The 21,905-nt window shown below is 67.1% G+C and carries 22 protein-coding genes; 8 read left to right on the plus strand and 14 right to left on the minus strand.

All coding sequences use genetic code 11. The annotated features are described in order from the left end of the window. Positions 1-89: 89 nt before the first annotated feature. The 4 genes from FHY18_RS15540 to FHY18_RS15555 form a co-directional block, all read right to left on the minus strand. Positions 90-890, minus strand: coding sequence for a MetQ/NlpA family ABC transporter substrate-binding protein (locus FHY18_RS15540; protein ID WP_259156669.1), 801 nt, complete (start codon positions 888-890; stop codon positions 90-92). Positions 891-1,124: 234 nt separating this feature from the next. Further along, positions 1,125-1,817, minus strand: a complete 693-nt coding sequence (locus tag FHY18_RS15545; RefSeq protein WP_259156991.1) for a methionine ABC transporter permease — start codon at positions 1,815-1,817, stop codon at positions 1,125-1,127. A 2-nt stretch (positions 1,818-1,819) separates the two neighbouring features. After that, positions 1,820-2,827 carry a methionine ABC transporter ATP-binding protein gene (locus FHY18_RS15550; RefSeq protein WP_259156670.1) on the minus strand — a complete coding sequence of 336 codons (1,008 nt, stop codon included), beginning with the start codon at positions 2,825-2,827 and terminating at the stop codon, positions 1,820-1,822. Positions 2,828-2,996: 169 nt separating this feature from the next. Beyond that, positions 2,997-3,893, minus strand: a complete 897-nt coding sequence (locus tag FHY18_RS15555) for a DMT family transporter (RefSeq protein ID WP_259156671.1) — start codon at positions 3,891-3,893, stop codon at positions 2,997-2,999. Positions 3,894-3,999: 106 nt separating this feature from the next. Between FHY18_RS15555 and FHY18_RS15560 the strand changes: the two genes are divergently transcribed. From FHY18_RS15560 to FHY18_RS15585, 6 genes are all read left to right on the plus strand, one after another. Further along, positions 4,000-4,485, plus strand: coding sequence for a YajQ family cyclic di-GMP-binding protein (locus FHY18_RS15560; protein ID WP_259156674.1), 486 nt, complete (start codon positions 4,000-4,002; stop codon positions 4,483-4,485). 152 nt (positions 4,486-4,637) lie between these two features. Beyond that, positions 4,638-5,099 (plus strand): hypothetical protein, encoded by a 462-nt coding sequence (locus tag FHY18_RS15565; RefSeq protein WP_259156675.1) that lies wholly within the window; start codon positions 4,638-4,640, stop codon positions 5,097-5,099. After that, positions 5,092-6,831: an ATP-binding protein gene (locus tag FHY18_RS15570; RefSeq protein ID WP_259156677.1), complete on the plus strand. Its 1,740-nt coding sequence runs from the start codon at positions 5,092-5,094 to the stop codon at positions 6,829-6,831. Before FHY18_RS15565 ends, FHY18_RS15570 begins: the two co-directional genes overlap by 8 nt. After that, positions 6,809-7,666: a S9 family peptidase gene (locus FHY18_RS15575; RefSeq protein WP_259156679.1), complete on the plus strand. Its 858-nt coding sequence runs from the start codon at positions 6,809-6,811 to the stop codon at positions 7,664-7,666. The genes FHY18_RS15570 and FHY18_RS15575 overlap by 23 nt, the downstream gene beginning before the upstream one ends. A 130-nt stretch (positions 7,667-7,796) precedes the next feature. Further along, the gene (locus FHY18_RS15580; RefSeq protein ID WP_259156680.1) at positions 7,797-8,357 is read left to right on the plus strand and encodes a DUF1415 domain-containing protein; all 561 of its coding nucleotides are present in this window, start codon (positions 7,797-7,799) and stop codon (positions 8,355-8,357) included. 188 nt (positions 8,358-8,545) lie between these two features. Continuing rightward, a complete protein-coding gene (locus tag FHY18_RS15585; protein WP_259156682.1) occupies positions 8,546-9,352 on the plus strand; it encodes an SDR family oxidoreductase in 807 nt (268 codons plus the stop codon). A gap of 434 nt (positions 9,353-9,786) precedes the next feature. Here the strand turns inward: FHY18_RS15585 and FHY18_RS15590 are convergent, their stop codons facing one another. The 3 genes from FHY18_RS15590 to FHY18_RS15600 are packed head-to-tail and all read right to left on the minus strand — an operon-like array spanning position 9,787 to position 12,241. After that, positions 9,787-10,467, minus strand: coding sequence for an HAD family phosphatase (locus FHY18_RS15590; protein ID WP_259156684.1), 681 nt, complete (start codon positions 10,465-10,467; stop codon positions 9,787-9,789). Continuing rightward, the gene (locus FHY18_RS15595; protein ID WP_259156685.1) at positions 10,464-11,177 is read right to left on the minus strand and encodes a pseudouridine synthase; all 714 of its coding nucleotides are present in this window, start codon (positions 11,175-11,177) and stop codon (positions 10,464-10,466) included. The genes FHY18_RS15590 and FHY18_RS15595 overlap by 4 nt, the downstream gene beginning before the upstream one ends. Continuing rightward, entirely contained in the window at positions 11,174-12,241 is a 1,068-nt protein-coding gene (locus tag FHY18_RS15600) for a class I SAM-dependent methyltransferase (protein WP_259156686.1), read from the minus strand. Before FHY18_RS15600 ends, FHY18_RS15595 begins: the two co-directional genes overlap by 4 nt. 229 nt (positions 12,242-12,470) lie before the next feature. Here FHY18_RS15600 and FHY18_RS15605 point away from each other — a divergent pair, with 229 nt between their 5' ends. After that, positions 12,471-12,731 (plus strand): hypothetical protein, encoded by a 261-nt coding sequence (locus tag FHY18_RS15605; protein WP_104535155.1) that lies wholly within the window; start codon positions 12,471-12,473, stop codon positions 12,729-12,731. Between the two features lie 472 nt (positions 12,732-13,203). Here FHY18_RS15605 and FHY18_RS15610 read toward each other — a convergent pair whose 3' ends face one another. The 5 genes from FHY18_RS15610 to FHY18_RS15630 form a co-directional block, all read right to left on the minus strand. Continuing rightward, a complete protein-coding gene (locus FHY18_RS15610) occupies positions 13,204-14,541 on the minus strand; it encodes a sorbosone dehydrogenase family protein (RefSeq protein WP_259156688.1) in 1,338 nt (445 codons plus the stop codon). An 89-nt stretch (positions 14,542-14,630) separates the two neighbouring features. Beyond that, positions 14,631-14,939 carry a DUF3247 family protein gene (locus tag FHY18_RS15615; protein WP_259156689.1) on the minus strand — a complete coding sequence of 103 codons (309 nt, stop codon included), beginning with the start codon at positions 14,937-14,939 and terminating at the stop codon, positions 14,631-14,633. Positions 14,940-15,155: 216 nt separating this feature from the next. Continuing rightward, positions 15,156-17,189 (minus strand): PAS domain-containing sensor histidine kinase, encoded by a 2,034-nt coding sequence (locus FHY18_RS15620; RefSeq protein WP_259156690.1) that lies wholly within the window; start codon positions 17,187-17,189, stop codon positions 15,156-15,158. Positions 17,190-17,314: 125 nt separating this feature from the next. Beyond that, positions 17,315-17,605 carry a hypothetical protein gene (locus tag FHY18_RS15625; RefSeq protein ID WP_259156691.1) on the minus strand — a complete coding sequence of 97 codons (291 nt, stop codon included), beginning with the start codon at positions 17,603-17,605 and terminating at the stop codon, positions 17,315-17,317. Continuing rightward, the gene (locus FHY18_RS15630; RefSeq protein ID WP_259156692.1) at positions 17,592-18,038 is read right to left on the minus strand and encodes a hypothetical protein; all 447 of its coding nucleotides are present in this window, start codon (positions 18,036-18,038) and stop codon (positions 17,592-17,594) included. The genes FHY18_RS15625 and FHY18_RS15630 overlap by 14 nt, the downstream gene beginning before the upstream one ends. Before the next feature lie 248 nt (positions 18,039-18,286). On the opposite strand from FHY18_RS15630, the gene FHY18_RS15635 reads away from it, so the two are divergent. Beyond that, complete coding sequence (locus FHY18_RS15635) at positions 18,287-18,862, plus strand: DUF3016 domain-containing protein (RefSeq protein WP_259156694.1); 576 nt, start codon at positions 18,287-18,289, stop codon at positions 18,860-18,862. A 617-nt stretch (positions 18,863-19,479) separates the two neighbouring features. Here the strand turns inward: FHY18_RS15635 and alr are convergent. Both alr and FHY18_RS15645 read right to left on the minus strand, forming a co-directional pair. Then, a complete protein-coding gene (alr, locus tag FHY18_RS15640; protein WP_259156698.1) occupies positions 19,480-20,580 on the minus strand; it encodes an alanine racemase in 1,101 nt (366 codons plus the stop codon). Next, the gene (locus FHY18_RS15645) at positions 20,580-21,869 is read right to left on the minus strand and encodes a D-amino acid dehydrogenase (protein ID WP_259156699.1); all 1,290 of its coding nucleotides are present in this window, start codon (positions 21,867-21,869) and stop codon (positions 20,580-20,582) included. The genes alr and FHY18_RS15645 overlap by 1 nt, the downstream gene beginning before the upstream one ends. Positions 21,870-21,905: the final 36 nt, after the last annotated feature.

The following is a 21,905-nucleotide window of genomic DNA, read 5'->3' on the forward strand; positions in this document are numbered from 1 at the left end:
CTACGCCGGCGTCAGCCCTGTGTGTTCGGTGCCACCGGTGCGATCGGCCGCGCGCACCGGCCTGGTGAGCGCGACCGTCGTGATCGCACTCAGAACGCGGGCAGGACCGCGCCCTTGTACTTCTGTTCGATAAAGGCCTTCACTTCCGGGCTGGTCAAGGCCTTGGCCAGCTTCTGCACGCGCGCATCGTCCTTGTTGTCTGCGCGCGCCACCAGGAAGTTCACGTATGGCGACTCCTTGCTTTCGATCGCCAGCGCATCGCGGGTGGGGTTGAGCCCGGCATCGAGCGCGTAGTTGGTGTTGATCAGCGCCAGGTCCACCTGATCCAGCACGCGCGGCAACATCGCCGAATCGAGCTCGCGGAATTTCAGCTGCTTGGGGTTGTCGACGATGTCGCGCTGGGTGGACAGCGCGTTGCTCGGGTCCTTGAGTTTGATCACGCCGGCCTTGTCGAGCAGGATCAGCGCGCGGCTGTTGTTGCTCGGGTCGTTGGGAATCACTACGTCGGCGCCGGTCGGCAGATCGGCCAGCGCCTTGAAGCGGCGCGAGTATGCACCGAACGGCTCGATATGCACGCCGACCACGGTCACCAGCTGGCTCTTGCGGTCGCGGTTGTAGGCGTCCAGGTAGGGCTCGGTCTGGAAATAGTTGACGTCGATCTGCTTCTGCACGACCTGGTCGTTGGGCTGCACGTAGTCGTTGAACACGCGTACATCCAGCTTCACCCCCTGCTTGGCCAGCAGCGGTTCGACCACTTCCAGGATTTCGGCGTGCGGCACCGCCGTGGCTGCGACGGTGAGGGTATCGCCACCGCTGCCGCCATTGCCGCCGCAGGACGCCAACGCAAGCGTGGCCACAGCAAGAAGGGAACGAAACGCAAATGTGCTCATGAAAGGGTCCGTGGGAGGAGGAATGCGGACGGGCCGCAGGCGTTAAACCTAGCAGACCGCAGGTGCAGCGGCGATGCGGCGGCCCGCGCCGGCCGTGCAGGCAAGACGAACGCCGGGAAGATGCCAGCGCAGCCGGCTGCAGCTGACCGCAACGATGGCCGCCGATGCGGGCACGCACCGCGGCCAACGGTTGCCGACCCGGCGGCGCCTCTGGCTCAGCGGCGCGCCTCTGGCTCAGCGGCGGCTGTAGCGGGCCACCAGGCGATCGCCCAGCATCTGCAACAGCTGCACCAGCACCAGCAAGGCGATGACGGTGATCAGCGCGACATCGGCATGCGAGCGCATATAGCCCTCGCGGTAGGCCACATCGCCCAGGCCGCCGGAGCCGATCGCCCCGCCCATGGCGGTGAAGCCGATCAGCGCGATGGTGGTGACGGTGGCGCCTGCGATCAGGCCGGGGCGCGCTTCGGGCAACAGCACCCACAGCACCAGCTGGCGCGTGGTGGCACCCATCGCCTGGCTGGCTTCGATAATGCCGCGGTCCACCTCGCGCAGCGCGGTTTCCACCAGGCGCGCATAGAACGGCGCGGCGCCCACCACCAGCGGCAGGATCGCGCCGCGCACGCCGAGCGAGGTGCCCATCAGCGCCAGGGTGAGCGGGATCATCGCAATCATCAGGATGATGAAGGGCACCGAGCGCAGCAGGTTGATCACCAGGGCCAGCGCGCCGTACACCACCGGACGACGGCGTAGCTGCGGGGCGCCGCACAGGAACAGCGCAACACCCAGCGGCAGGCCGATCAGCAAGGTCAGCGGCAGCGCGCCAGCCAGCATCAGCAAGGTATCCAGGGTCGCCTGCCCGATGTCGCCCCATTTGGCGGCATCGAGATTGCGGAAAAAACCGCCTGCGGCGGCGATCGGCGTCAGGTTCATACGCGCAGGTCCTCCACGTGCACGCCGGCGGCGACAAAGCCGGCACGCGCAGCATTCTGGTCGCCGCCGGTCAGCGCGACGATGAGCTGGCCGTACGGCGTGTCCTTGATGCGGTCCACGCGCCCGGACAGGATGTTGTAGTCGACCCCGGTCTCGCGGGCGATGCGGCCCAGCACCGGCTCATAGGTACCGTTCCCCAGGAAGGTCAGGCGCACGACGCGCCCGCCGACGGCGGCGAAATCGCGGTGCAGCTCGGCCTCGTCCACGTGCTCGGCTTCGGACACGAAGCGCCGCGTGGTGGCATGTTTGGGATGCAGGAACACCTCGGTGACCGGGCCGGTTTCCACCAGCTTGCCGGCGTCCAGCACCGCCACGCGGTCGCAGACCCGGCGGATCACGTCCATTTCGTGGGTGATCAGCACGATGGTCAGGCCCAGCTCGCGGTTGATCTGCGCCAGCAGTTGCAGCACCGAGGCGGTGGTCTGCGGGTCCAGCGCGCTGGTGGCCTCGTCGCACAGCAGGATCTGCGGCCGGGTGGCCAGCGCGCGCGCAATGCCCACGCGCTGCTTCTGGCCGCCGGACAGCTGCGCCGGATACTTGCTGGCGTGCTCCTGCAGGCCGACCCGCGCCAGCAGCTCGGCAACCCGCGCATCGACCTGCGCGCGCGCGGTGCCGGCCAGTTCCAGCGGAAAGGCCACATTGCCGGCCACGGTGCGCGAGGACAGCAGGTTGAAGTGCTGGAAGATCATGCCGATGCGCCGACGCAGGCCACGCATGCCCTGGCTGTCCAGCGCGGTGACGTCTTCCTCGCCAATCAGCAGGCGCCCACCGCTAGGCTCCTCCAGCCGGTTGATCAAGCGGATCAGCGTGGATTTGCCGGCACCGGAATGACCGATGATGCCGAACACCTCGCCAGGGCCGATCCGCAGATCGAGCGGATGCAGCGCCACGATCTGGCGACCGTCGACGGAGTAAGACTTGTGCAGGCCCTGAAACTGGATCACCGCGCGTGGCCGATTGGGGGGTCGTGAAGCCTACCAGTCAATGTTTACGGCCGTCATTCCATTAGGTTCTAACGGCTGGGATTCGGGAGTCGGGATTGGGGATTCGCAAGGGCAACGGCAAGGCGCTTTGGCTTTTGCGAATCCCCAATCCCCAATCCCGAATCCCCAATCACGGCCTATCCAGCGGCGGCGGCCTATCGGCCTGCCTTATCCGCTCCCGCCGCAACAAATACAGCCCGCTGGCGACGATGATGCCGGCGCCGGTCCAGGTCCAGCCGTCGGGCAAGGTCTGCCACAGCAGCCAGTCCCAGCCGATCACCCAGACCAGGCCGGTGTATTCCAGCGGCGCGATCATCGAGGCCTCGCCGCGCAGGAAGGCCTGGGTCAGCGCAATCTGCCCTAGCGCGCCGGCCAGGCCCATGCCGGCGATCAGCCAGCCGTGGCTGGCCTGCAACGGCACCCAGTCGGGGATGGCCAGCAAGCCGGCGCCGATGGCCATGAACAGCAGGAACCACACCACCATGGACTGCGGCGTATCGGTGCGGGTCAGCAGGCTCACCGTGACTGCGGCGATGGCATAGGCGGTGGCCGCCAGCAGCACCATCAGCCCTGGCAGCGACACCAACCCGCCCACGCCCGGGCGCAGCACCACGATGACCCCGACCAGGCCGATGGCGATCGCCGTCCAGCGCCGCGGCCCCACGTGTTCCCCCAGTAGCGGCACCGACAAGGCCGCCACCAGCAACGGTGCCACGAAGTAGATGGTGTAGGCGGTGGACAGCGGCATCCGCTTCAGGCCGTAGACGAAGCAGCCGATCATCACCATGCCCAGGCCCCCGCGCAGCAGATGCAGGCCCCAGCGCACCGGCACGATGGCACGCGGCCCGGCGGTGGCGAACACCCACACCAGCACGAACGGCAGCGACGCGGCGCCACGCAACAGGGTCACCTGCAACGGCGGGTAATGCGCCGACAGCAGCTTCATCGCCGCATCCATCAGCGAGAAGCAGGCCACGGCGGCGACCATCCAGGCGATGGCGGCAAGCGGAGAACGGGGGTTGGGCATGGACGCATTATCGCCGTCGCAACGCGCCAACCGCCATGCGCCGATGACGGGCATCCGGGCGCGATGGCCTAGAATGGCCGCTGTTTTCAGACAACAGGAGCTTTGCATGCCTTCCTTCGACGTCGTGTCCGAAGTCGACAAGCACGAACTGACCAATGCGGTGGACCAGGCCAACCGTGAACTGGACACGCGTTTCGATTTCAAGGGTGTGGAAGCCAAGTTCGAACTGGAGGACGGCAAGGTGATCAACCAGTCCGCGCCCAGCGACTTCCAGCTCAAGCAGATGACCGACATCCTGCGCGCGCGGCTGTTGGCGCGCAGCATCGATGTGCGCTGCCTGGACTTTGGCGATGTGGAAACCAATCTGGCCGGTGCGCGGCAGAAGGTCACCGTCAAGCAGGGCCTCGAGCAGAAGCAGGCCAAGCAGCTGGTGGCCAAGTTGAAGGAAGCCAAGATCAAGGTCGAGGCGCAGATCAACGGCGACAAGCTGCGCGTGACCGGCAAGAAGCGCGACGACCTGCAGGATGCGATCGCGCTGCTGAAAAAGGCCGATTTCGAGCTTCCGCTGCAATTTGACAACTTCCGCGACTGAGCGTGCGCGGGCGATGCCGGTGAGTGCGGTGGCCAACGCCGACATGCAGGCGCCTGCAGTGCGTTGCGGCGCCGTGCAGTGGGGCCAGCAACGCCTGCGTTGCGGCCGCGCTGAGCGCGATCGTCGCTGCGGGCCGCAGGTCTAGCGGCGCGATGCGCTCCCTGCTCACCCGCCTGCTGCATCGCCTGCGCACCTTACAGGCCAGCGCGCCTGCCGCAGGCGGCGTGCAGGCGGTCAGGATCCATGCGCAACCGCAGATCGAAAGCGGATCCACGCTGCACACCATGGCCGGCCTCGACCCGGTGGCTGCTGCGGCCTTTGCCGACGCCTTTGCGGTGGAGATCGAACACGCCATTGCGCGGTGCACGCTTGGCGACGCCAACACCAGCCACGCGCAGGCACTGGAACAGATCCACTCGTTGAAGAACACCATCTCGTTGACCGGCTCGCAGCCCTTGCTCAAGGCCTGCGACCAGCTGCGTGACGATGTGGAACGCGACGCGTTGAGCGACATGCTTGCGCACCGCTTCACCGCCGTGGCCACTGCCGCAGGTCTACTGGTCAAGCGCTACCGGCGCACTCTTCCCATCGACGACGCGGAGCCTCATGCGTAGCACTTCCGACGGCGCAGCGCCCGGCCTGATTCTGGCCGCCCGGCAGCTGCGCAACGACAGACTGGTGCGGCTGTTCGAGTCGTTTCTGGAATACCGCGCCTGCGTCGGCCGGGTGATCGTGCAGACCATGGTGACCCTGTGGTGCCTGGGCTGGCTGTATGGCCCACAGCCGGTGCTGGTCAAGGACGCGCACAACGTATTCCCCACCGCCGTGGCCTTATGGGTCATCTCGGTCGCGTGGATGGTGCTGGTGCGGCGCCGGGTCATCCCGCCCAGCGAGTGGCTGGATGCGATGGGCTTTGCGATGAACCTGCTGTTCATCGGCATCCAGACCACGCTGGCCTTCATCCTGTTGATGTCGTTGAACGCGTTTTTGCCGTTCATCACCATCGCGGCGGTGGCCCGCTATGGGCAACGCGCGACCTTGCCGGTGCTGCTGGCCACCTTCGTGCTGATGCTGCTGACCGCGCCCAGCGGCTATTGGCTGTCGCGGCCGGCGTACTTCGTGTATGCGGTGGCGCTCAGCATGGTGCTGCCGCTGCTGGTGGCGCGCATCGTGCTTGCGATGCAGGAAGTGGCGCTGCAGGCGCTGGCCTCGCGCGATGCGCAAAGCCGTTTCATCAGCACCATGAACCATGAGCTGCGCACGCCGTTGAATGCGGTCATCAATTGCGCGCAGCTGATCGACACCGACAGCATGTCGTCCGAACAGCGCGACCTGATGCAGGCCATGACCGTCAATGCGACCGCACTGCGCCATCGCGTCAATGAAGTGCTGGACGTTGCCAGCATCGACGGTGGGCGACTGCAGCTGCAGAGCAAGCCTCTGAGCCTGCTGGACGTGCTGACCACCGTCAAAGCGGTCTGCGCAACCGCCGCATCCACCAAGGGCGTGTCGCTGAGCGTGCGCATGGAGGCACCGAACACGCCCTACGTGCTGGGCGACGAGGGCCGCATCGAGCAGGTGATCAGCAACCTGGTCATCAATGCGATCAAGTTCACCCCGGCCGGTGGCGCGGTCGAATTGCTGCTCGAAGCCACCCAGATACAGCAGCGCTGGTTGATCGCCGCGACGATCACCGACACCGGCATCGGCGTGCCCGACGACAAGAAGGCCTACATCTTTACGCCGTTCACCCAGCTCAGCACCGGATTCAGCCGTGCCGAGGGCGGGGTCGGCCTGGGGCTGTATATCGCCCTGTCGGTGTCCGATGCAATGCGCGGCAGCCTGACGGTGGGCGACAACCCGGCCGGCGGCAGCATCTTCCGCTGGATCTTCGAGCTGCCGGTGGCCGCAGCCGACAGCAGCCGCACGCTCGACCTGCGCGATGCGTTGGCGCACCACGCGCAGACCGTTCCGCCGCTGCATTGCCTGGTCTTCGAGGACATGGACACCAATCGCCTGGTGATCGGCAACCTGCTGACGCGCGCCGGGCATCGGGTGAGCTTTCATGTCGATGGCACCGATGCGGTGCAGCGCATTGCCCAGGCCGCGCCGGACCTGGTGTTTCTCGATCTGCACATGCCCGGCACCTCCGGCTGGGATGCCTTGGGGCAGGCCCGCGATGCGATTGCCGCGCTGCCGCCGATCGTCGTGCTGACCGCCGACACGCGTACCGATTCGATGCGCGAAGCCGCAGCCGCCGGCGTGGCCGGTTACCTGTCCAAGCCGATCAACGCCCACGAACTGCTGGCCCTGCTGGCCCACCATGCACAACGACCACAGCACTGAGCTGAAGCCAGGTACCGCGGCACGCTGGCATTGGCGCAGCGCTGCCCAGCAACGCACCCCACTGGCGCTGCTGTTCCTGCATGGGTTTTCTGCAAGTCCGGGCGAGGCCGGCGCGCTGCCCGAACAGATGGCCGATGCATTGGGCGCCAACGGCTACGTGCACCGCTGGCCCCAGCATGGTGACAGCGCACCCGATGCGATGCGGGGGCTGACCACAGCGGCGCTACACAGCTCTGCACGGGAGGCGCTGGCGCTGGCGCAGCGCATGGGCGAGCGCGTTGCGATTGTCGGTTCATCACTGGGCGGCACGCTGGCGTTATGGCTTGCGGCCCGGCATCCCGAGCAGGTTGCGGCGGTGGTGGCGTGGTCGCCCGGCATCCAGCCGGTCAATGCGGACCTGCTCGATCGGCTCTGCGACGCCGATGCGCCGATCGCCGACCCGTACCCGCGCAGCGCCGCGGAGCTGGCCTACTGGTCGGACAGCATCCACCCGGATGGCTTTCGAACCTTGCGCGGCGTCTTCGATGCGCTCGCCACCGCGCCGCCGTGGTCACAGGTGCGCTGCCCGGTGCTGCTGGGCTATTACCGCGCGCCCAATGGCGACGAAGATCAGATTGCCTCGGTGCCGGCGATGCTGGCCATGTTCGACGCGCTGGGCACCGCTGCTCCGCTCAAGCAGGCGATCGCCTTCGACAGCGGCGCGCATGCCATCGGGTCGCCGCACAAGACGCCGCTGGCCGGACACGTTGCACAGGTGTCGGTGGAGTTCTTGCGTGCGCATGTCGGTGCACATGTTGACGAGGCTGAGTACGGCGACGACGGCGACACGCGCTGATTGCGTGGGCGCAGCAACATCGCGCCGGACGGCATCGGTTGCGTCTGCTGCGTCCTCGTTGATGAATCGGCTAGCGCCGCCGCGCCCGCAGCGATCGCATACACTGGCGCGCCATCACGCTGCCGCCACGATGACCACCACGCCTGCCACGCCCGATCCGTTGACCGCGACCCGCACCTGGATCGAGCGCGCGGTGATCGGGCTGAACCTTTGCCCGTTCGCCAAGGCGGTGTACGTCAAGGACCAGGTGCGGCTGGTACTCAGCGATGCCAGCACGCCCGAAGCCCTGCTGGAACAACTGGCCGAAGAACTGGTGCTGCTACGCGACACGCCGTCCGAGCAGATCGACACCACGCTGATCGTGCATCCGGACGTGCTCACCGACTTCCTGGAGTACAACGACTTCCTCGACAACGCCGACGCAGCGGTGGAAGCGCTGGATCTGCAAGGCATCCTGCAGGTGGCCAGCTTCCATCCCGATTACCAATTCGCAGGCGCTGCGCCGGACGATGTGGCCAACTTCACCAACCGCTCGCCGTTCCCGACCCTGCACCTGCTGCGCGAGGACAGCGTGGAACGTGCGGTGGCGGCGTTCCCGGATCCTGACGTGATTGTCGAGCGCAATATCCAGACGCTGGAACGGCTGGGCCACGCGGGCTGGGACCGCGTATTGAACGGCGCCGAGCACTGAGCACGCCTGCTGTTACGCGCCATCGCGTGCAGCAAGCCACGACCGTCGGCAGCCTGCGTCGACAGCTCATCGGTTGAAGTGCCGATAAGGACCACGTTTGCGTCACTGTCGCACGCATACCCGGTGTTGCTGCAGCACTGACATGGCGCGCGCTACAGTGCCGCATCCTTCCGTTATGTGCGCACGCCATGGCCCTGATTCCCGCTGTTTCCGCATGGAACCCGTCACCGCTGCAGGACCGCGTGGTGGTGATCACCGGTGGCGCGCAAGGCATTGGACGCGGGATTGCGCAGGCTGTGCTTGGTGCCGGCGGCAGCGTGGTGATCGGCGATCTGGATGCCGATGCCGGAAAGGCCTGCCTGCAGGAATGGGCGCTGCCACAACGCAGTGCGTTCGTGCGCTGCGATGCCGCGCGCCAGACCCAGGCCGCGCGCTTGATCGCCACGGCGCGCAAGCGCTTCGGCAGACTCGATGGCCTGGTCAATAACGCCGGCGTCGCAGACCCGCACGTTGCGCCGCTGCCGCAGCTGGAATGGGACGACTGGAACCGGCGTCTGGCAAGCCTGCATGGCGCATTTTTATGCAGCAAACATGCCTTGCCTGCGCTGACGCAGGCGCAGGGCGGTGGTGCGATCGTCAATATCGCCTCCACCCGCGCCTGGCAGTCCGAGCCGCATAGCGAAGCCTATGCGGCGGCCAAGGGCGGCCTGGTCGCCTTCACTCACGCATTGGCGTTGAGCGAAGGCCCGCAGGTACGCGTCAACAGCATCAGCCCGGGGTGGATCAGCACCGATGCCTGGCGTGCGCCGCAGCGCCGTCGTGCGCCCAAACTGTCGCGACGCGACCATGCGCAGCACCCGGCCGGACGTGTGGGCACGCCGGAAGACATCGCGCAGCTGGCGGTCTATCTGCTGTCGCCGCAGCTGTCCGGGTTCGTCACCGGGCAGGACTTCGTCGTCGACGGCGGCATGTCGCGCAAGATGCAATACGTGTGAGGTGTGCTGCCGATGCGGGCTGGGTGATGCGCGTTGCAGCGTGCCGGGCGTGACGCTGCTACGCGCGTGCTTGCCGGTCTGTGGCGGTGGTCATGCACGACAACCCCGTTTGCGCATCGGTGAGGCGCAAGCTCCGATAGCGGTGCGCATCGTGCATCCGCTGCAGCGGGGCTTTGCGCGTTGTCCATGCGTGAAGCGGTTTGGGTTGGTTTGTCCGTACCGCACCGCGCCCAGCCCGCGTTTGCGACGCAGGCGCTCCAAACCGCGCGCGCCAGTGGCGCGCAAACCGTGCCTTCTCGCCCCGGCGGGAGCGGGGCGTTGGTGGTCGCGCGCTGATCGCCAGCGTGCCATGGGCTGATCGCCAGCGCGGATTGCTGCGCCTGGCATCGCACTGCGGTCCGGATGCGCGTCCGCACGCTCACCCACCCCGCCGGTCAGCCCGACAATTGCGCTTCCAGCAGGCGCTGCGCATCGCTCAGCGAAGGCATGATGCGATGGCCCAGCGCGCGCACGTCCGCATCCGGTTCGAGCAGGTCCGGGATCTGGATCGGGGTCATGCCCGCCGCCAATGCGGCGCGCACGCCGGTCGGCGAATCTTCCAGCACCAGGCAGTGCGCAGGGTCCACCTGGAGCGAATGCGCTGCCAACAGGTAGATGTCCGGCGCCGGCTTGGGATGGGCCACATCGCTGGCCGTGCACACCGCGTCGAAGCGCCACAGCAGATCGGCCGCCTTGAGCTTGCGCAACGCAAGCGGGCGCTGGGTGGAGGTCGCCACCGCACGCGGCATGCCGATCGCCACCAGATACTCCAGCAACGCAATGATGCCGGGCCGGTGCGGGATACCGCGTTCGGCAACGACGGCATAGAGCAGCTGCGCGCGCGCCAGCATGCGGTCGGCAGCGGCGTCGCCGACGCGTTCGCCGAGCAGGCGGCGGCAGGCGACATCGCCGGTGCCCACCATCTGCAACCAGAACGCCGGCTCGATCGTCAGCCCCTGCGCCTCGGCCGCCTGTGCCAGGCAGGCGGTGATGGCGCGCTCGCTGTCGAGCATCAGGCCATCCATATCGAAGATCACCGCCTGCGGGCGGAACGGCAGCGGGGTGGCCGCCGTCATGCAACCGCTCCACGCCCGAACAACACCTCCAGATCGCTGTCCTGCAGCGCACGCCATTGCCCGGCCGGCAACGCGTCCAGCGACAAGCCGCCGATACGGCTGCGGTGCAGCGCCGCCACATGATTGCCGGCTGCGGCGAACATGCGGCGTACCTGGTGATAGCGGCCCTCGTGCAGGGTCAGGCGTGCCTGGCGTGGGCCAAGCACCTCAAGCTCGGCCGGCAGCAATGGCTTGGTTTCGCCTTCCAGCAGCAGCGTGCCGCTGGAAAACAGCGCCGCTTCGTCGCCGCGCAGGTCGTCGGCCAGGCTGACGTCGTAGACCTTGTCCAACGCGGACTTGGGCGAAATGATCCGGTGCAGCAGCGCGCCATCGTCGGTCATCAGCAGCATGCCGCTGGTGTCGCGATCCAGCCGCCCCACCGGCGCCAATACCGGCGCACGCGAGCGAAAGCGCGATGGCAGCAGCTCGTAGATCAGCCGGCCGGTGTCCTTGGTCGAACAGGTGTACCCGCTGGGCTTGTGCAGCAACAGGCTGAAACCCGGCGGCGGGTCCAGCGGCTCGCCGTCGATGCGGATGGCATCGTGCTCCACCTGGTCGTCGGCATACAGCACCTCGCCCTGCGCATCGGTGACGGCGCCCTGGCGAAACAGCTGGGTCACCTGCTTGCGGCTGCCATAGCCGAGATTGGCGATGTGTTTGACCAGCTTCATGCGCGCGCCGCCTTGCCGCGCACGGCAGCAATCAACTTGAAGCCGTCGCGCTCGGCGGCCACGCGGACCTGCCCGAAGCTTTCGTTGAGCACCTGCTCGTAGGGCAGATGCCGGTTGGCCACCAGCAGCAGCTGCCCGCCCGGGCGCAGTGCCTGCGCGGCCACGGCGATGAAACGCTGGCCGATGTCCGGGCGATCGGCGCGCGAGGGCGTGTGGAAGGGGGGGTTGCTGACGATGAAGTCATACTGCGCCGCCAGCCCGGCGGTGACGTCATGCCAGAGGTACTGCACCTGCGCCGGATGCGCGATGTCCTGCAGATTGCGTCGCGCCAACGCCAGTGCGCGCGCCTCGGCTTCGTACAGGTCCAGCGCGGTGACCTTGGGGCAGCGCGCCAGCAGTTCGGCCGAGAGATACCCGAACCCCGCACCCAGGTCGGCACCATGCCCGGACAGAGTGGCCGGCAGGTGCTCGACCAGCAACGCCGACGCAGGATCGATGCGATCCCAGGCGAACACGCCCGGTCGGCTGACGAAGCGCCCATCCAGGATCTTGCGTGGCGCATCCAGCGCGGCCCAGCGCGCCTGCAACGCGGCGTCGGTGTCGGCAGGCAGCGGCGCGGTCCAGTAGGTGCGGCAGTGGTGCTTGGTCAGGCTGCCGGCCAGGCCGGCGAGCTGGCGCAGATCGGCCTCGCCCGAGCGCGCGCCCTCGTTGTTGGACTGGCACGCCACCACCCTGCCGCCGGGCGCGGTCAGCGCGAGCGCGCGTGCAAACAGCGCGCGCGCTTCTTCGCGCTGCCGCGGCGGCAGCACCAGCACCAGCGCATACCGCGTACTGTCGGCCTCGATCTCGCTCTCTTCGCGCACGCCCCAGCCGCTCCCCTGCAATGCCTGCGCAAACGGGCGAAAACTCTGCTCGCAGGTCAGCGCGTCGGCGGATGCATGCTCGCGCAGCGGAAAACCGTCGCGCGCGCGCAGAAACAGGACCGGGCCTGTCGGCCACGGCAGCGCGCCTTGGGCGAAGGGCAGGAACAGGGCTTGAAGCGGTGCATCGTGCGGGCCAGCCATCGGATCGTCGGGTCGTGAACAGGCGGCCATTGTAAGGGAGCGCTGCCTGCCACCCGTCCTGGTCGCCCCCGATCCGGTCTTGCAGCATGACAGCCCGTCACGCGCTGATGCGGGTCGTCCATTACGTGACCTGCGAACAGGCGACCTTGCACGGTTTATACGGAGCGTTGATGCATACGCAACATCTGCCGGCCTAGGCTGGAATTCAAGCCCACACCGGAGATACGCGATGCGAGCCCTGTTCGTAGGTGGAGTTGTCGACAACAGCGAAATGGATCTGGACGACACACCGCCACCGATGCACTACCCCGAAAACACCGGCGCAGGCCGCCCCCGTTACCGTCTGCACCAGGTCGGTGAGCGCGACGACGGCAGCGTGGCCTACGCCGTCTACGGTGCGCCGGAAATGGCCGACGACGACATCAGCCGCATCACCGAAGAGCGCGGCTACGCACGCCGTTTCAGCGCATCGCCGGAATCGCCGCGCTAAGCGTTGTTATCACAGCCAGGACTTGACGCGCTGCGGCTATCGACTCGCTGCCACTGTATGAAAGGTGTGCGATGGGTGAGTCAGCGGTTCACGTTTCGACCATGTGTAAAGCCCCTCTCCCTTCGGGGAGCGAGGGCACAGTTGCGCGCCAGTGGCGCGTGCTCTGGGGCGCCTGCGTCGCAAGTGCGGGCTGGGGCTCGGAGAGGGAGTGGGGTGCGGTCACGAGGCGAAGCCACGCTGTGCAGCAGGCCCGCGCTGCGCGCGTACCCTCATCCGCCCCTTCGGGGCACCGTCTCCCGGCGGGAGAAAGGACAGTTCCGCGGTAAAGAGGTTGGGCGAGGCTAGGAGGCGAAGCCATGCAACGCGGCAGTTCCGCGAGGCTGCGCGCGTACCCTCATCCGCCCCTGCGGGGCCCCTTCTCCCGGCGGGAGAAGGGATCGAGAGAAGAGATAAAGCCTGCGAACGTCTCCGCTTAGCGCGCCTTCGGCGTCACCCGCCAGATCACATTGCCCACGTCATCGGCGACCAGCAAGGCACCGCTATTGTCCGCTGCAACGCCCACCGGGCGACCCTGGGCATTGCCTTCGGCGTCCAGAAATCCATCCAGGACCGTGATCGGCGTTGCGCTGGGCTTGCCAGCGACAAACGGGACGAACAGTACCTTGTAGCCACTGGGCGGGTCGCGATTCCACGAGCCGTGCTGGCCAATGAAGGCGCCCTGGCGGAACCGCTCCGGCAGCAGAGTTCCGCTGGCGAAGGTCAGGCCAAGTGAGGCCGTATGCGGGCCTAGCGCGTAATCCGGCTTGATCGCCTTGGCCACCAGCTCGGGGTTCTGCGGCGTGACCCGCTCATCTATATGTTGACCGTAGTAGCTGTAGGGCCAGCCATAGAAGCCGCCATCGCGTACCGAGGTCAGATAGTCCGGCACCAGATCGCTGCCGATTTCATCGCGCTCGTTGACCACAACCCACAGCGATTTGCTCTGCGGTTCCCACGCGGTGCCCACCGGGTTGCGCAAGCCGCTGGCGAACACCCGGCTGCTGCCGGTGGCTGGATCGATCTCCAGGATCGCCGCGCGGTTGAGCTCGGCCTCCATGCCGTTTTCGGCCACGTTGCTGTTGGACCCGACGCCCACATACAGCTTGCTGCCATCGGCGTTGGCCAACAGCGACTTGGTCCAATGGTGGTTGATCCCGCCGGGCAGATTGGCCACGAACGTCGGCTTGGCACTGATGTGCGTATCGCCAGGCTTGTACGGGAAGCTCACTAGCGCGTCGGCATTGGCCACGTAGAAGCGGTCGCCGACCAGCGCCATGCCGAATGGCGAGAACAGGCCGCTGATGAACTGCGTGCGCACCTCTGCCACGCCGTCGCCATCGGCGTCGCGCAGCAGGGTGATGCGGTTGACACTGGGCACCACGGCGCCAGCTTTCTTCATCACCGCGCCCTGCACTTTCTTGCGCAGGCCGCCGCCGCTTTCGGCATTTTCCGGCTTCGGCGGTTCGGCGGTTTCGGCCACCAGCACATCGCCGTTGGGCAGCACGTAGACCCAGCGCGGATGATCGAGATCGCGCGCGAACGCGTTGACCTGCAGATCGTCGGCCGCCATGGGTTTGGCGTTGGCGGCCCAGCGCTTGACCGGGGCCACCTTCACCGTGGGGATCAGGCGCTTGACCGGCTCGGGCAATTGCGGGTCAGGCCCGGTTCCCTGTTCGATGGCCAGCGTGGCGGTGTCGCCGCATCCGGCGAGAACGGCCAACGCCATCAAGGACAGCGGCCAGCGAATCAGCGTAGGCAGGGATGCATGCATTGCGAACCATTCCTGAACAGTTGCGACAGTCGGCCATCATGCCGACAACTGCTCGGAGAGAAGTAAATACATCGTCAACACGCCCCGTATCACGGCACGACGTGTGGATCGGAACCCAATGGCAGCGGGTGCACGGCCACGATGCGATCCATCCAGATCCAGTGCGGCTCCTGGGTGGCGTCCAGCTGATCCAGGCGCAACTGCCCGTTGACGCCTTCGTTGTCGTTCTCGTCGAGATAGGTCTGGATGGTCGGGCGCACGGCAACGGTGCCGCTGAGCGTGCTGCCGTCGTCGAGTTCGATGCGCACGCGTTCCTGTCCGTCGAGCAGGGCCACCCAATGCTCGAGGGTGGCGATCTGCACGTGCTCGGAATAGACGTGCGGGGCGTATCTGGACATCGCGATATCTCCATGAGCGGAGCGCATCACGCTAGGCCAACGTGCGTGAAAGATGCAGCAAACGCGGCGTATTGCCGCATCTACATCCGCACCCTACGCACACCGCGCAGGCATCGGCGGCCTGTCATGCGACCAGCTATCGAGCGCAACCGCCTTGCGATCGGCCCGCGCGCACCGCGACAGCGTCGACTGCGCGAGGTTGCCGCCGCGCCCGCATCACTCCACGGATTCGCGTGCTGCCCGGACCGCGGTGACCAGCTGCGCAACGCTGTAAGGCTTGGCCAGATGTTCCTGAAATCCCGAATCCAGCGCGCGCTTGCGATCGTCGTCGCGTGCCAGTGCCGTCACCGCCACGGCCGGCAGCGCCTGCCCGTCCAGCCCCAGGTTATCGCGCACGGTACGGATCAATCCGTAGCCATCCATGCCAGGCATCCCGATGTCGGTCAGCATCACGTCGAAACGCGCGTGCCCGCGATGATCGATCAAGGCCAAGGCATCGGTGGCGCTGCCGGCGGTGACCACTTCGGCGCCCTGTTCTTCGAGCAGGCGGCGCAGGTAGTCGAGCATGTCCGGCTGGTCTTCGACCGCCAGCAGGCGCAGGCCGTTGAGCGCACGCGCTTCGACGATCTGTTCGGACATCAGGCGCCGCCGCAGCTCGCGGCGCGGGCGCTTGGCGTGATCGGGAACATGCTCGGGCAGGCGCACCGTAAAGGTGGCGCCCTTGCCGCGTCCGCCGCTGGTGGCGCCGACCTGCCCACCGTGCATTTCCACCAGTTGCTGCACGATCGCCAGGCCCAGGCCCAGGCCGCCGTGCTGGCGCGTGGTGGTGCCGTCGGCCTGACGGAAGCGGCCGAACAGATGCGGCAGGAACTCGGCCGCAATGCCGTCGCCGGAGTCGCGTACCGACACCAGCAAATGCCCGTCGTCGCGTTCGATGGTGACGTCGATGCGGCCGTGCGCAGGGGTGAACTTGATCGCGTTGGAGAGCAGATTCCACAGCACCTGCTGCAGGCGCGTGGCATCGCCGAGCACCAGGCACGGGGTGGGGGGCACATGCAGTTCCAGCAGCTGATCCTTGCCGTCGGCGGCCAGTTCCTGCGTGCTCAGCGCCTCGCGCACCTGTTCGGCCAGGTCCAGCGCTTCGACTTCCAGCTGCACCTTGCCCAGCAACATGCTGCTGAGGTCGAGCATGTCCGAGATCAGCCGCTTCTGCGCGCGCGCGCTGCTGGCGATCACCGACAGGCCCTTGTAATTGGGATGCCCTTCTTCCACGCGCTGCAGCAGCAACTCGCTCCAGCCCAGAATGGTGGTCAACGGGGTGCGCAACTCGTGCGACAACGTGGCCAGGAACTCGTCCTTCAGCCGCGCCATGCTTTCGGCTTCGTTGCGCGCGCTGCGTTCCGATTCCAGCAGCTGCTCGCGTGCCAGTTCGATTTCGCGCTGTTCGGTTACATCCGGGCTGCTGCCGGCCAGGCCGATAAAGCGTCCATCGGCCGAGTAGCGCGGCGTAGCGGTCATTTCGATCCAGCGCCACTGCCCGTCGTGGCGGCGCGCACGCACCAGCGCACGCAGCCCGCGCTGTTCTTCCAGCGCAGCCGAGAGCTCGAATTGGAAAATCGACAGATCGTCCGGGTGCAGCAGTTCGCTCCATGCCGACACGGTGCCGCTGGAAATGTCCAGGCCGAAGAACTCACCGTAGGCGCTGTTGACGAAGCGCACCACGCCCTGGGCGTCCAGCACCCATACCGGCATCGGCAGGCCGTCTGCCAGTGCGGAAAAACGCGCCTCGCTTTCGGCCAGTTCGCGCTCCACGCGTTTGCGCTCGGTGATGTCCATGAACAGCACTGCGACCCGCGCCTGGTCAGGCTGGCCGACCCGGAACGCGTCCACCGAATACCAGCGACGCAGCGCCTTGGCCTGCATTTCGAAATGGATGCGGTTGCCGGTGCGGGCGACCTGGCCATAACGGTCGAACCACTCCTGCTCATGATCGGGGAGCATGCCGCGAATGGACACGTTCAGCGCGTTGGACAAACCGGTATATCGCTCGAATGCGCCATTGGTCGTGCGAATGACGTAATCGACCGCCTCCTCGCCCTCGAACACCATATCGATGACGCAGAAACCGGCATCGATGTTGTGGAAGATCTCATGATACATCGCCGGATCAAGAAACGATTCGGCGATGGCGGCCGGCAAGGCGGCGGCCAGGTCTTGGCTGGCACTGGAGGTGTTCAAATCGGAAACCACGGATGCTGCCGGAGCGGATGACGGACAGATGAAACCATGCCCGATGTCGTCAGCGGGTGCACAGGGGCACGACGGAGTTCACGTCTCCGGTGCACCCTCTGGTCGCCTGGAGGGCTGCCGCTCACTCACCAGAGGGTGGCGGCGGCCAGGGCAATGCAGGCGGCCAGGACCACGATGCCGGCGATCACGCCGCGAAACACCCACTCGCCCTCGCGGCGCAGCTGCTCGTCCATCCAACGCTGCGCCTCCTCGCGCCAGGCGGTGGAACGTGCGTAGTCTGCATCTAGCAACAGCAGCCTTACCCGCGATAGCCCGAGTTCGGCGCATTCGCCCCGGCAACGCTCACTGAAGCCGTCTTGGCCCGGGGCCACCTGTGCGCCGAGTGGCAATTCCAGTTCGAGCTCATGCCTGGACATAACGCGGACGCTCCTGATCAAGCTCGTGTTCCAGCGCCATGCGCGCCAGTTGGGTGTAATTTGCGCGCGGGCCCTGGCCACGGCCGGTCAGCATTCCCTGGTAGTCCAGGTCCTGCCAGACCCGCCCGGTCCACTCTACGCAATCTTCGGCGATCACCAGCATCAGCGAGTAGCGATACTCAAGACCAGTTGCAGCGGTGTACGCGTATACAGGGGGAAACTGCACTGCCACGTCGACCTGACGTGCCAGCCCGGCCAGATGCTCGCGCAGCGCGTCGCGTGGGTCGGTACCCGGGTCGATGCGCAAGCTGCGAGTGGCCAGATCCAGGTCCACTTCGCTTTGCAGGGCGACGAAGGCTGCGGCGCCGGTGGCGGGATTGTGGCCGTGCTGTTTTGCCCAGTCGATGAACTGCAGGCGCACGTCCGCCGGCATATGCGCCGGCGCCGATGAAGCTGACTTTGTGCGAAACGAGTGGGTATCCATGCACTCGATCTTCCAGGCTGCGCCGTGAAGCGCGGGCGCAGGCGCGGTGAACTCGCCGTCATGGCCGCTGCGACGCGGATTAACCGGGCGGCAACGCAGGGGCGGCACCAGTGCGGCGCGCGTTGCGGGCGGCGTGGTGCAGCCCCACACTACCTTGACAGCTGGTACGCAACGTCCCTTTCGCTTGGAGGCTTTCCATGAAACTTTCCAGTGTTTCCGGCGCCGGCCTGTTGCTGGCAGGACTGCTTGCAGCGACTGGTGTGCAGGCGCGCGTGCGCAACGTCACCGACCCGCAGGCGCCACGCGCGCTCGCCAGCGATAGCAGGGTGGATGTGCGCTGGACCGACCCGGCCGAGTTTTCCGATCTCCGCTTCAGCGGCAATCGCTGGGAAGCGCAGCGTGGCGACTGGGTGACCCAGCTGGCAACCCATTTCCGGCAGAGCGCGGCGCGGCAGCTGCCCGAAGGCCAGCACCTGAGCGTGACCATCACCGACATCCGCCGCGCCGGCCAGTACGAGCCCTGGCACGGCCCACGCCTGCAGGACGTGCGCGTGGTCAAGGACATCTACCCGCCCCGCCTGAGCTTTAGCTACACGCTGACCGGTGCCGACGGCCGGGTGATCGACCAGGGCGAACGCAAGCTGGTGGACTCGGCCTTCCTGATGAGCGGCCCGCGACTGACCGACAGCGACCCGCTGCGCTTCGAGAAGGCGATGATCGACGACTGGGTGCGCAAGCAATTCCGCAGCGATCGTAGTACGGCCGGGTTGTGAGCTGACGCTTGAAGCCACGCTGCCGTCGGGGCGAGGAGGCACGGGTTGCGCGCCGCTGGCGCGCGTGACCTGGAGCGCCTGCGTCGCCAACGCGGGCTGGGACGTGACGGGGGGTTGAGGTGAGGGTATGGGCGACGCTTTCGTATCGTTCAAACTGCATGAGGTCTCAAGCGCACCCTCATCCGGCGCTGCGCGCCACCTTCTCCCGCCTGGCGGGAGAAGGACAAGCAGTCGAGCTGGCGCTTGAAGCCCCGCTCCGGTCGGGGCGAGGAGGTACGGTTTGGGCGGCGCTGGCGCGCGTGCCTGGAGCGTCCGCGTCGCCAACGCGGACGTGGACGCGCGCGGGCTTTAGGTGAGGGTACGGGCGACGCTTTCGTGTCGTTCAAACTACACGAGGCCTCAAGCGCACCCTCATCCGGCGCTGCGCGCCACCTTCTCCCGCCTGGCGGGAGAAGGACAAGCAGTCGAGCTGGCGCTTGAAGCCCCGCTCCCGGCGGGGCGAGGAGGCACGGTTTGCGCGCCAGTGGCGCGCGTGCCCTGGAGCGCCCGCGTCGCCAACGCGGGCTGGGCGCGCAGCGGGGGTCGGGGTGCAGGTACGGGCAAAGCGCGCGTGTCGTTCAAACTGCCGATCTTTCAACTGCTGCAGCCTCGCCCACATACACGCGAGGCACGCGCTTGAGTCCGCACAGCAGCTGATACGCGCTGACATTGCACTGCGTCGCCAGCGGGCTGACGCGCGGCGCATCGCCCCATAGCTGTACGCTAGCACCGATGTCGGCCTGCGGGTGGTCGGTAAGATCCACGGTGAGCATGTCCATCGACACGCGGCCGATCAGCGGGCAGACCTGGCCGTTCACCAGCACCGGCGTGCCGTTGGGCGCGAACTGGGGGTACCCGTCGGCATAGCCCATCGCCACCACGCCCACACGCGTCGGGCGCTCGGCCACGAAGCGTGCGCCGTAGCCCACCGGCTCGCCGGCCGGCAGGTCGCGCACGCTGATGATGCGCGAGCGCAGCGTCATCACCGGGCGCAGCTGCGTGGTGAGCTCGGTGTCCTGCGGGAACGGGTTTGCGCCGTACAGCATCAGGCCCGGACGCGACCAATCGTTGCGCAGCGCCGGCCAGCCCAGCAGGCCAGGAGAATTACGGATGCTGGTTTCCGCACGCATGCCGCCAGCGGTCAGCGCAAACGCCACTGCCTGTTCGTCGGTGCGGCTGCATTCCAGCTCGTCGGCGCGCGCCAGATGTGTCATCAACACCACCGAGGCGATCTGCGGCAATCCGCGCAGGCGCAGCCAGGCGGCGCGGAAGTCTTCCGGCGACAGCCCCAGCCGGTGCATGCCGCTGTCCAGCTTCAACCAGATGCGCAGCGGCCGCGGGCTTTGGAACTCGGCCAGCGCGCGTACCTGTTGCGGCGTGGCCACCACCGTCCACAACGCGTGCTCTGCGATCAGGCGCAGCTCGTCCTGTTCGAAGAAGCCTTCCAGCAACAGGATCGGCGCGCGGATGCCGGCCTGGCGCAGTTCCAGCGCTTCTTCGATGCACGCCACCGCAAAGCCGTCGGCTTCCGGCTCCAACGCCTGCGCGCAACGCACCGCGCCGTGCCCGTAGGCATCGGCCTTGACCACCGCCAGCGCCTTGCCGCTGCCCAGCTGCCTGGCCAGGCGGTAGTTGTGACGCAACGCATCCAGATCGATCGACGCTTGCGCAGGACGCACTACGCGGCCTCCCGCTGCGGGCGCTGGCTGCGCGTGGACAGGTAACGGAAGACGTCCAGACCCTCGGTATCGATCTCGGGCGTGCGGCCCTGCATCAGGTCGGCCAGGTAGCGCCCGGAGCCGCAGGCCATGGTCCAGCCCAGCGTGCCGTGGCCGGTATTGAGGAACAGGTTGGCGTACGGGGTGGCGCCCACCACCGGGGTTCCGTCCGGGGTGGCCGGGCGCAGGCCGGTCCAGAACTCGGCCCGGGCCAGGTCGCCGCCGCCTGGATACAGGTCGTTGACCACCATTTCCAGCGTGGCACGCCGGCGCGGGTTCAACGACAGGTCAAAGCCCGCCACCTCGGCCATGCCGCCCACGCGGATACGGTCGTCGAAGCGGGTCAGCGCGATCTTGTAGCTCTCGTCCAGCACGGTGGAGGTCGGTGCGCGCGCGGCATCGACGATCGGGATCGTCAGCGAGTAGCCCTTGAGCGGGTAGACCGGCAGATGCAGGCCGAGCGACAGCAGCAGGTCGGCCGAATAGCTGCCCAACGCCAGCACGTAGCGGTCGGCGGTTTCCATGCGGCCATCGATCTGCACGCCGGTGACGCGGCCACCGCTGTGTTCCAGGCGCTCGATCTGCTGTCCGTAGCGGAACGTGACCCCCGCCTGCGCGGCCAGGTCGGCCAGGCGCTGGGTGAACAGGCGGCAGTCGCCGGTCTGGTCTTCGGGCAGCCGCAGCGCGCCGGCCATCTGCGCGCCGCCGCCGGCCAGGCCAGGCTCGAACTGTGCAATCTGTGCCGGGCTCAGCAGCTCGTACGGCACCCCGTACTGCGCCAGCACCTGGATGTCCTGCGCGGCGGCATCCAGTTGCTGCTGGGTGCGGAACAACTGCGTGGTGCCAAGCTGGCGGCCTTCGAATTCGATACCGGTGCTGGCGCGCAGCGCGTTCAGGCAGTCGCGACTGTAGTCGGACATGCGCACCATGCGCGCCTTGTTCACCGCGTAGCGCTCGGCGGTGCAGTTGCGCAGCATCTGGCTGAGCCATGCCAGCTGGCGCAGGTCGCGCGTGGGGCGGATCGACAGCGGTGCGTGCTGCTCGAACAGCCACTTCACCGCCTTGCCGGGCACCCCTGGCGCGGCCCACGGCGAGGTGTAGCCGAACGAGAGCTGGCCGGCATTGGCATAGCTGGTTTCCAGCGCAGCCGCCGGCTGGCGGTCGACCACGGTGACCTCGCAGCCCGCCTGGGCCAGATACCACGCGCTGGTGGTGCCGATGACGCCGCTACCGAGAATGAGCACCCGCATGTCGCTCTCCTGAAAGGGTATTCCCCCACAACCACG

Source organism: Xanthomonas sp. 3793, from assembly GCF_024806835.1.
In the GTDB taxonomy this organism is placed as follows: Bacteria; Pseudomonadota; Gammaproteobacteria; order Xanthomonadales; family Xanthomonadaceae; genus Xanthomonas; species Xanthomonas arboricola_F.

Excerpts from the sequence above, each read along its gene's own strand:
- FHY18_RS15540 (WP_259156669.1), bottom strand. The coding sequence starts at position 890 with ATGAGCACATTTGCGTTTCGTTCCCTTCTTGCTGTGGCCACGCTTGCG.
- FHY18_RS15555 (WP_259156671.1), bottom strand. The coding sequence starts at position 3,893 with ATGCCCAACCCCCGTTCTCCGCTTGCCGCCATCGCCTGGATGGTCGCC.
- FHY18_RS15560 (WP_259156674.1), top strand. The coding sequence starts at position 4,000 with ATGCCTTCCTTCGACGTCGTGTCCGAAGTCGACAAGCACGAACTGACC.
- FHY18_RS15565 (WP_259156675.1), top strand. The coding sequence starts at position 4,638 with ATGCGCTCCCTGCTCACCCGCCTGCTGCATCGCCTGCGCACCTTACAG.
- FHY18_RS15570 (WP_259156677.1), top strand. The coding sequence starts at position 5,092 with ATGCGTAGCACTTCCGACGGCGCAGCGCCCGGCCTGATTCTGGCCGCC.
- FHY18_RS15575 (WP_259156679.1), top strand. The coding sequence starts at position 6,809 with ATGCACAACGACCACAGCACTGAGCTGAAGCCAGGTACCGCGGCACGC.
- FHY18_RS15580 (WP_259156680.1), top strand. The coding sequence starts at position 7,797 with ATGACCACCACGCCTGCCACGCCCGATCCGTTGACCGCGACCCGCACC.
- FHY18_RS15585 (WP_259156682.1), top strand. The coding sequence starts at position 8,546 with ATGGCCCTGATTCCCGCTGTTTCCGCATGGAACCCGTCACCGCTGCAG.
- FHY18_RS15590 (WP_259156684.1), bottom strand. The coding sequence starts at position 10,467 with ATGACGGCGGCCACCCCGCTGCCGTTCCGCCCGCAGGCGGTGATCTTC.
- FHY18_RS15595 (WP_259156685.1), bottom strand. The coding sequence starts at position 11,177 with ATGAAGCTGGTCAAACACATCGCCAATCTCGGCTATGGCAGCCGCAAG.
- FHY18_RS15600 (WP_259156686.1), bottom strand. The coding sequence starts at position 12,241 with ATGGCTGGCCCGCACGATGCACCGCTTCAAGCCCTGTTCCTGCCCTTC.
- FHY18_RS15605 (WP_104535155.1), top strand. The coding sequence starts at position 12,471 with ATGCGAGCCCTGTTCGTAGGTGGAGTTGTCGACAACAGCGAAATGGAT.
- FHY18_RS15610 (WP_259156688.1), bottom strand. The coding sequence starts at position 14,541 with ATGCATGCATCCCTGCCTACGCTGATTCGCTGGCCGCTGTCCTTGATG.
- FHY18_RS15615 (WP_259156689.1), bottom strand. The coding sequence starts at position 14,939 with ATGTCCAGATACGCCCCGCACGTCTATTCCGAGCACGTGCAGATCGCC.
- FHY18_RS15625 (WP_259156691.1), bottom strand. The coding sequence starts at position 17,605 with ATGTCCAGGCATGAGCTCGAACTGGAATTGCCACTCGGCGCACAGGTG.
- FHY18_RS15630 (WP_259156692.1), bottom strand. The coding sequence starts at position 18,038 with ATGCCGGCGGACGTGCGCCTGCAGTTCATCGACTGGGCAAAACAGCAC.
- FHY18_RS15635 (WP_259156694.1), top strand. The coding sequence starts at position 18,287 with ATGAAACTTTCCAGTGTTTCCGGCGCCGGCCTGTTGCTGGCAGGACTG.
- FHY18_RS15645 (WP_259156699.1), bottom strand. The coding sequence starts at position 21,869 with ATGCGGGTGCTCATTCTCGGTAGCGGCGTCATCGGCACCACCAGCGCG.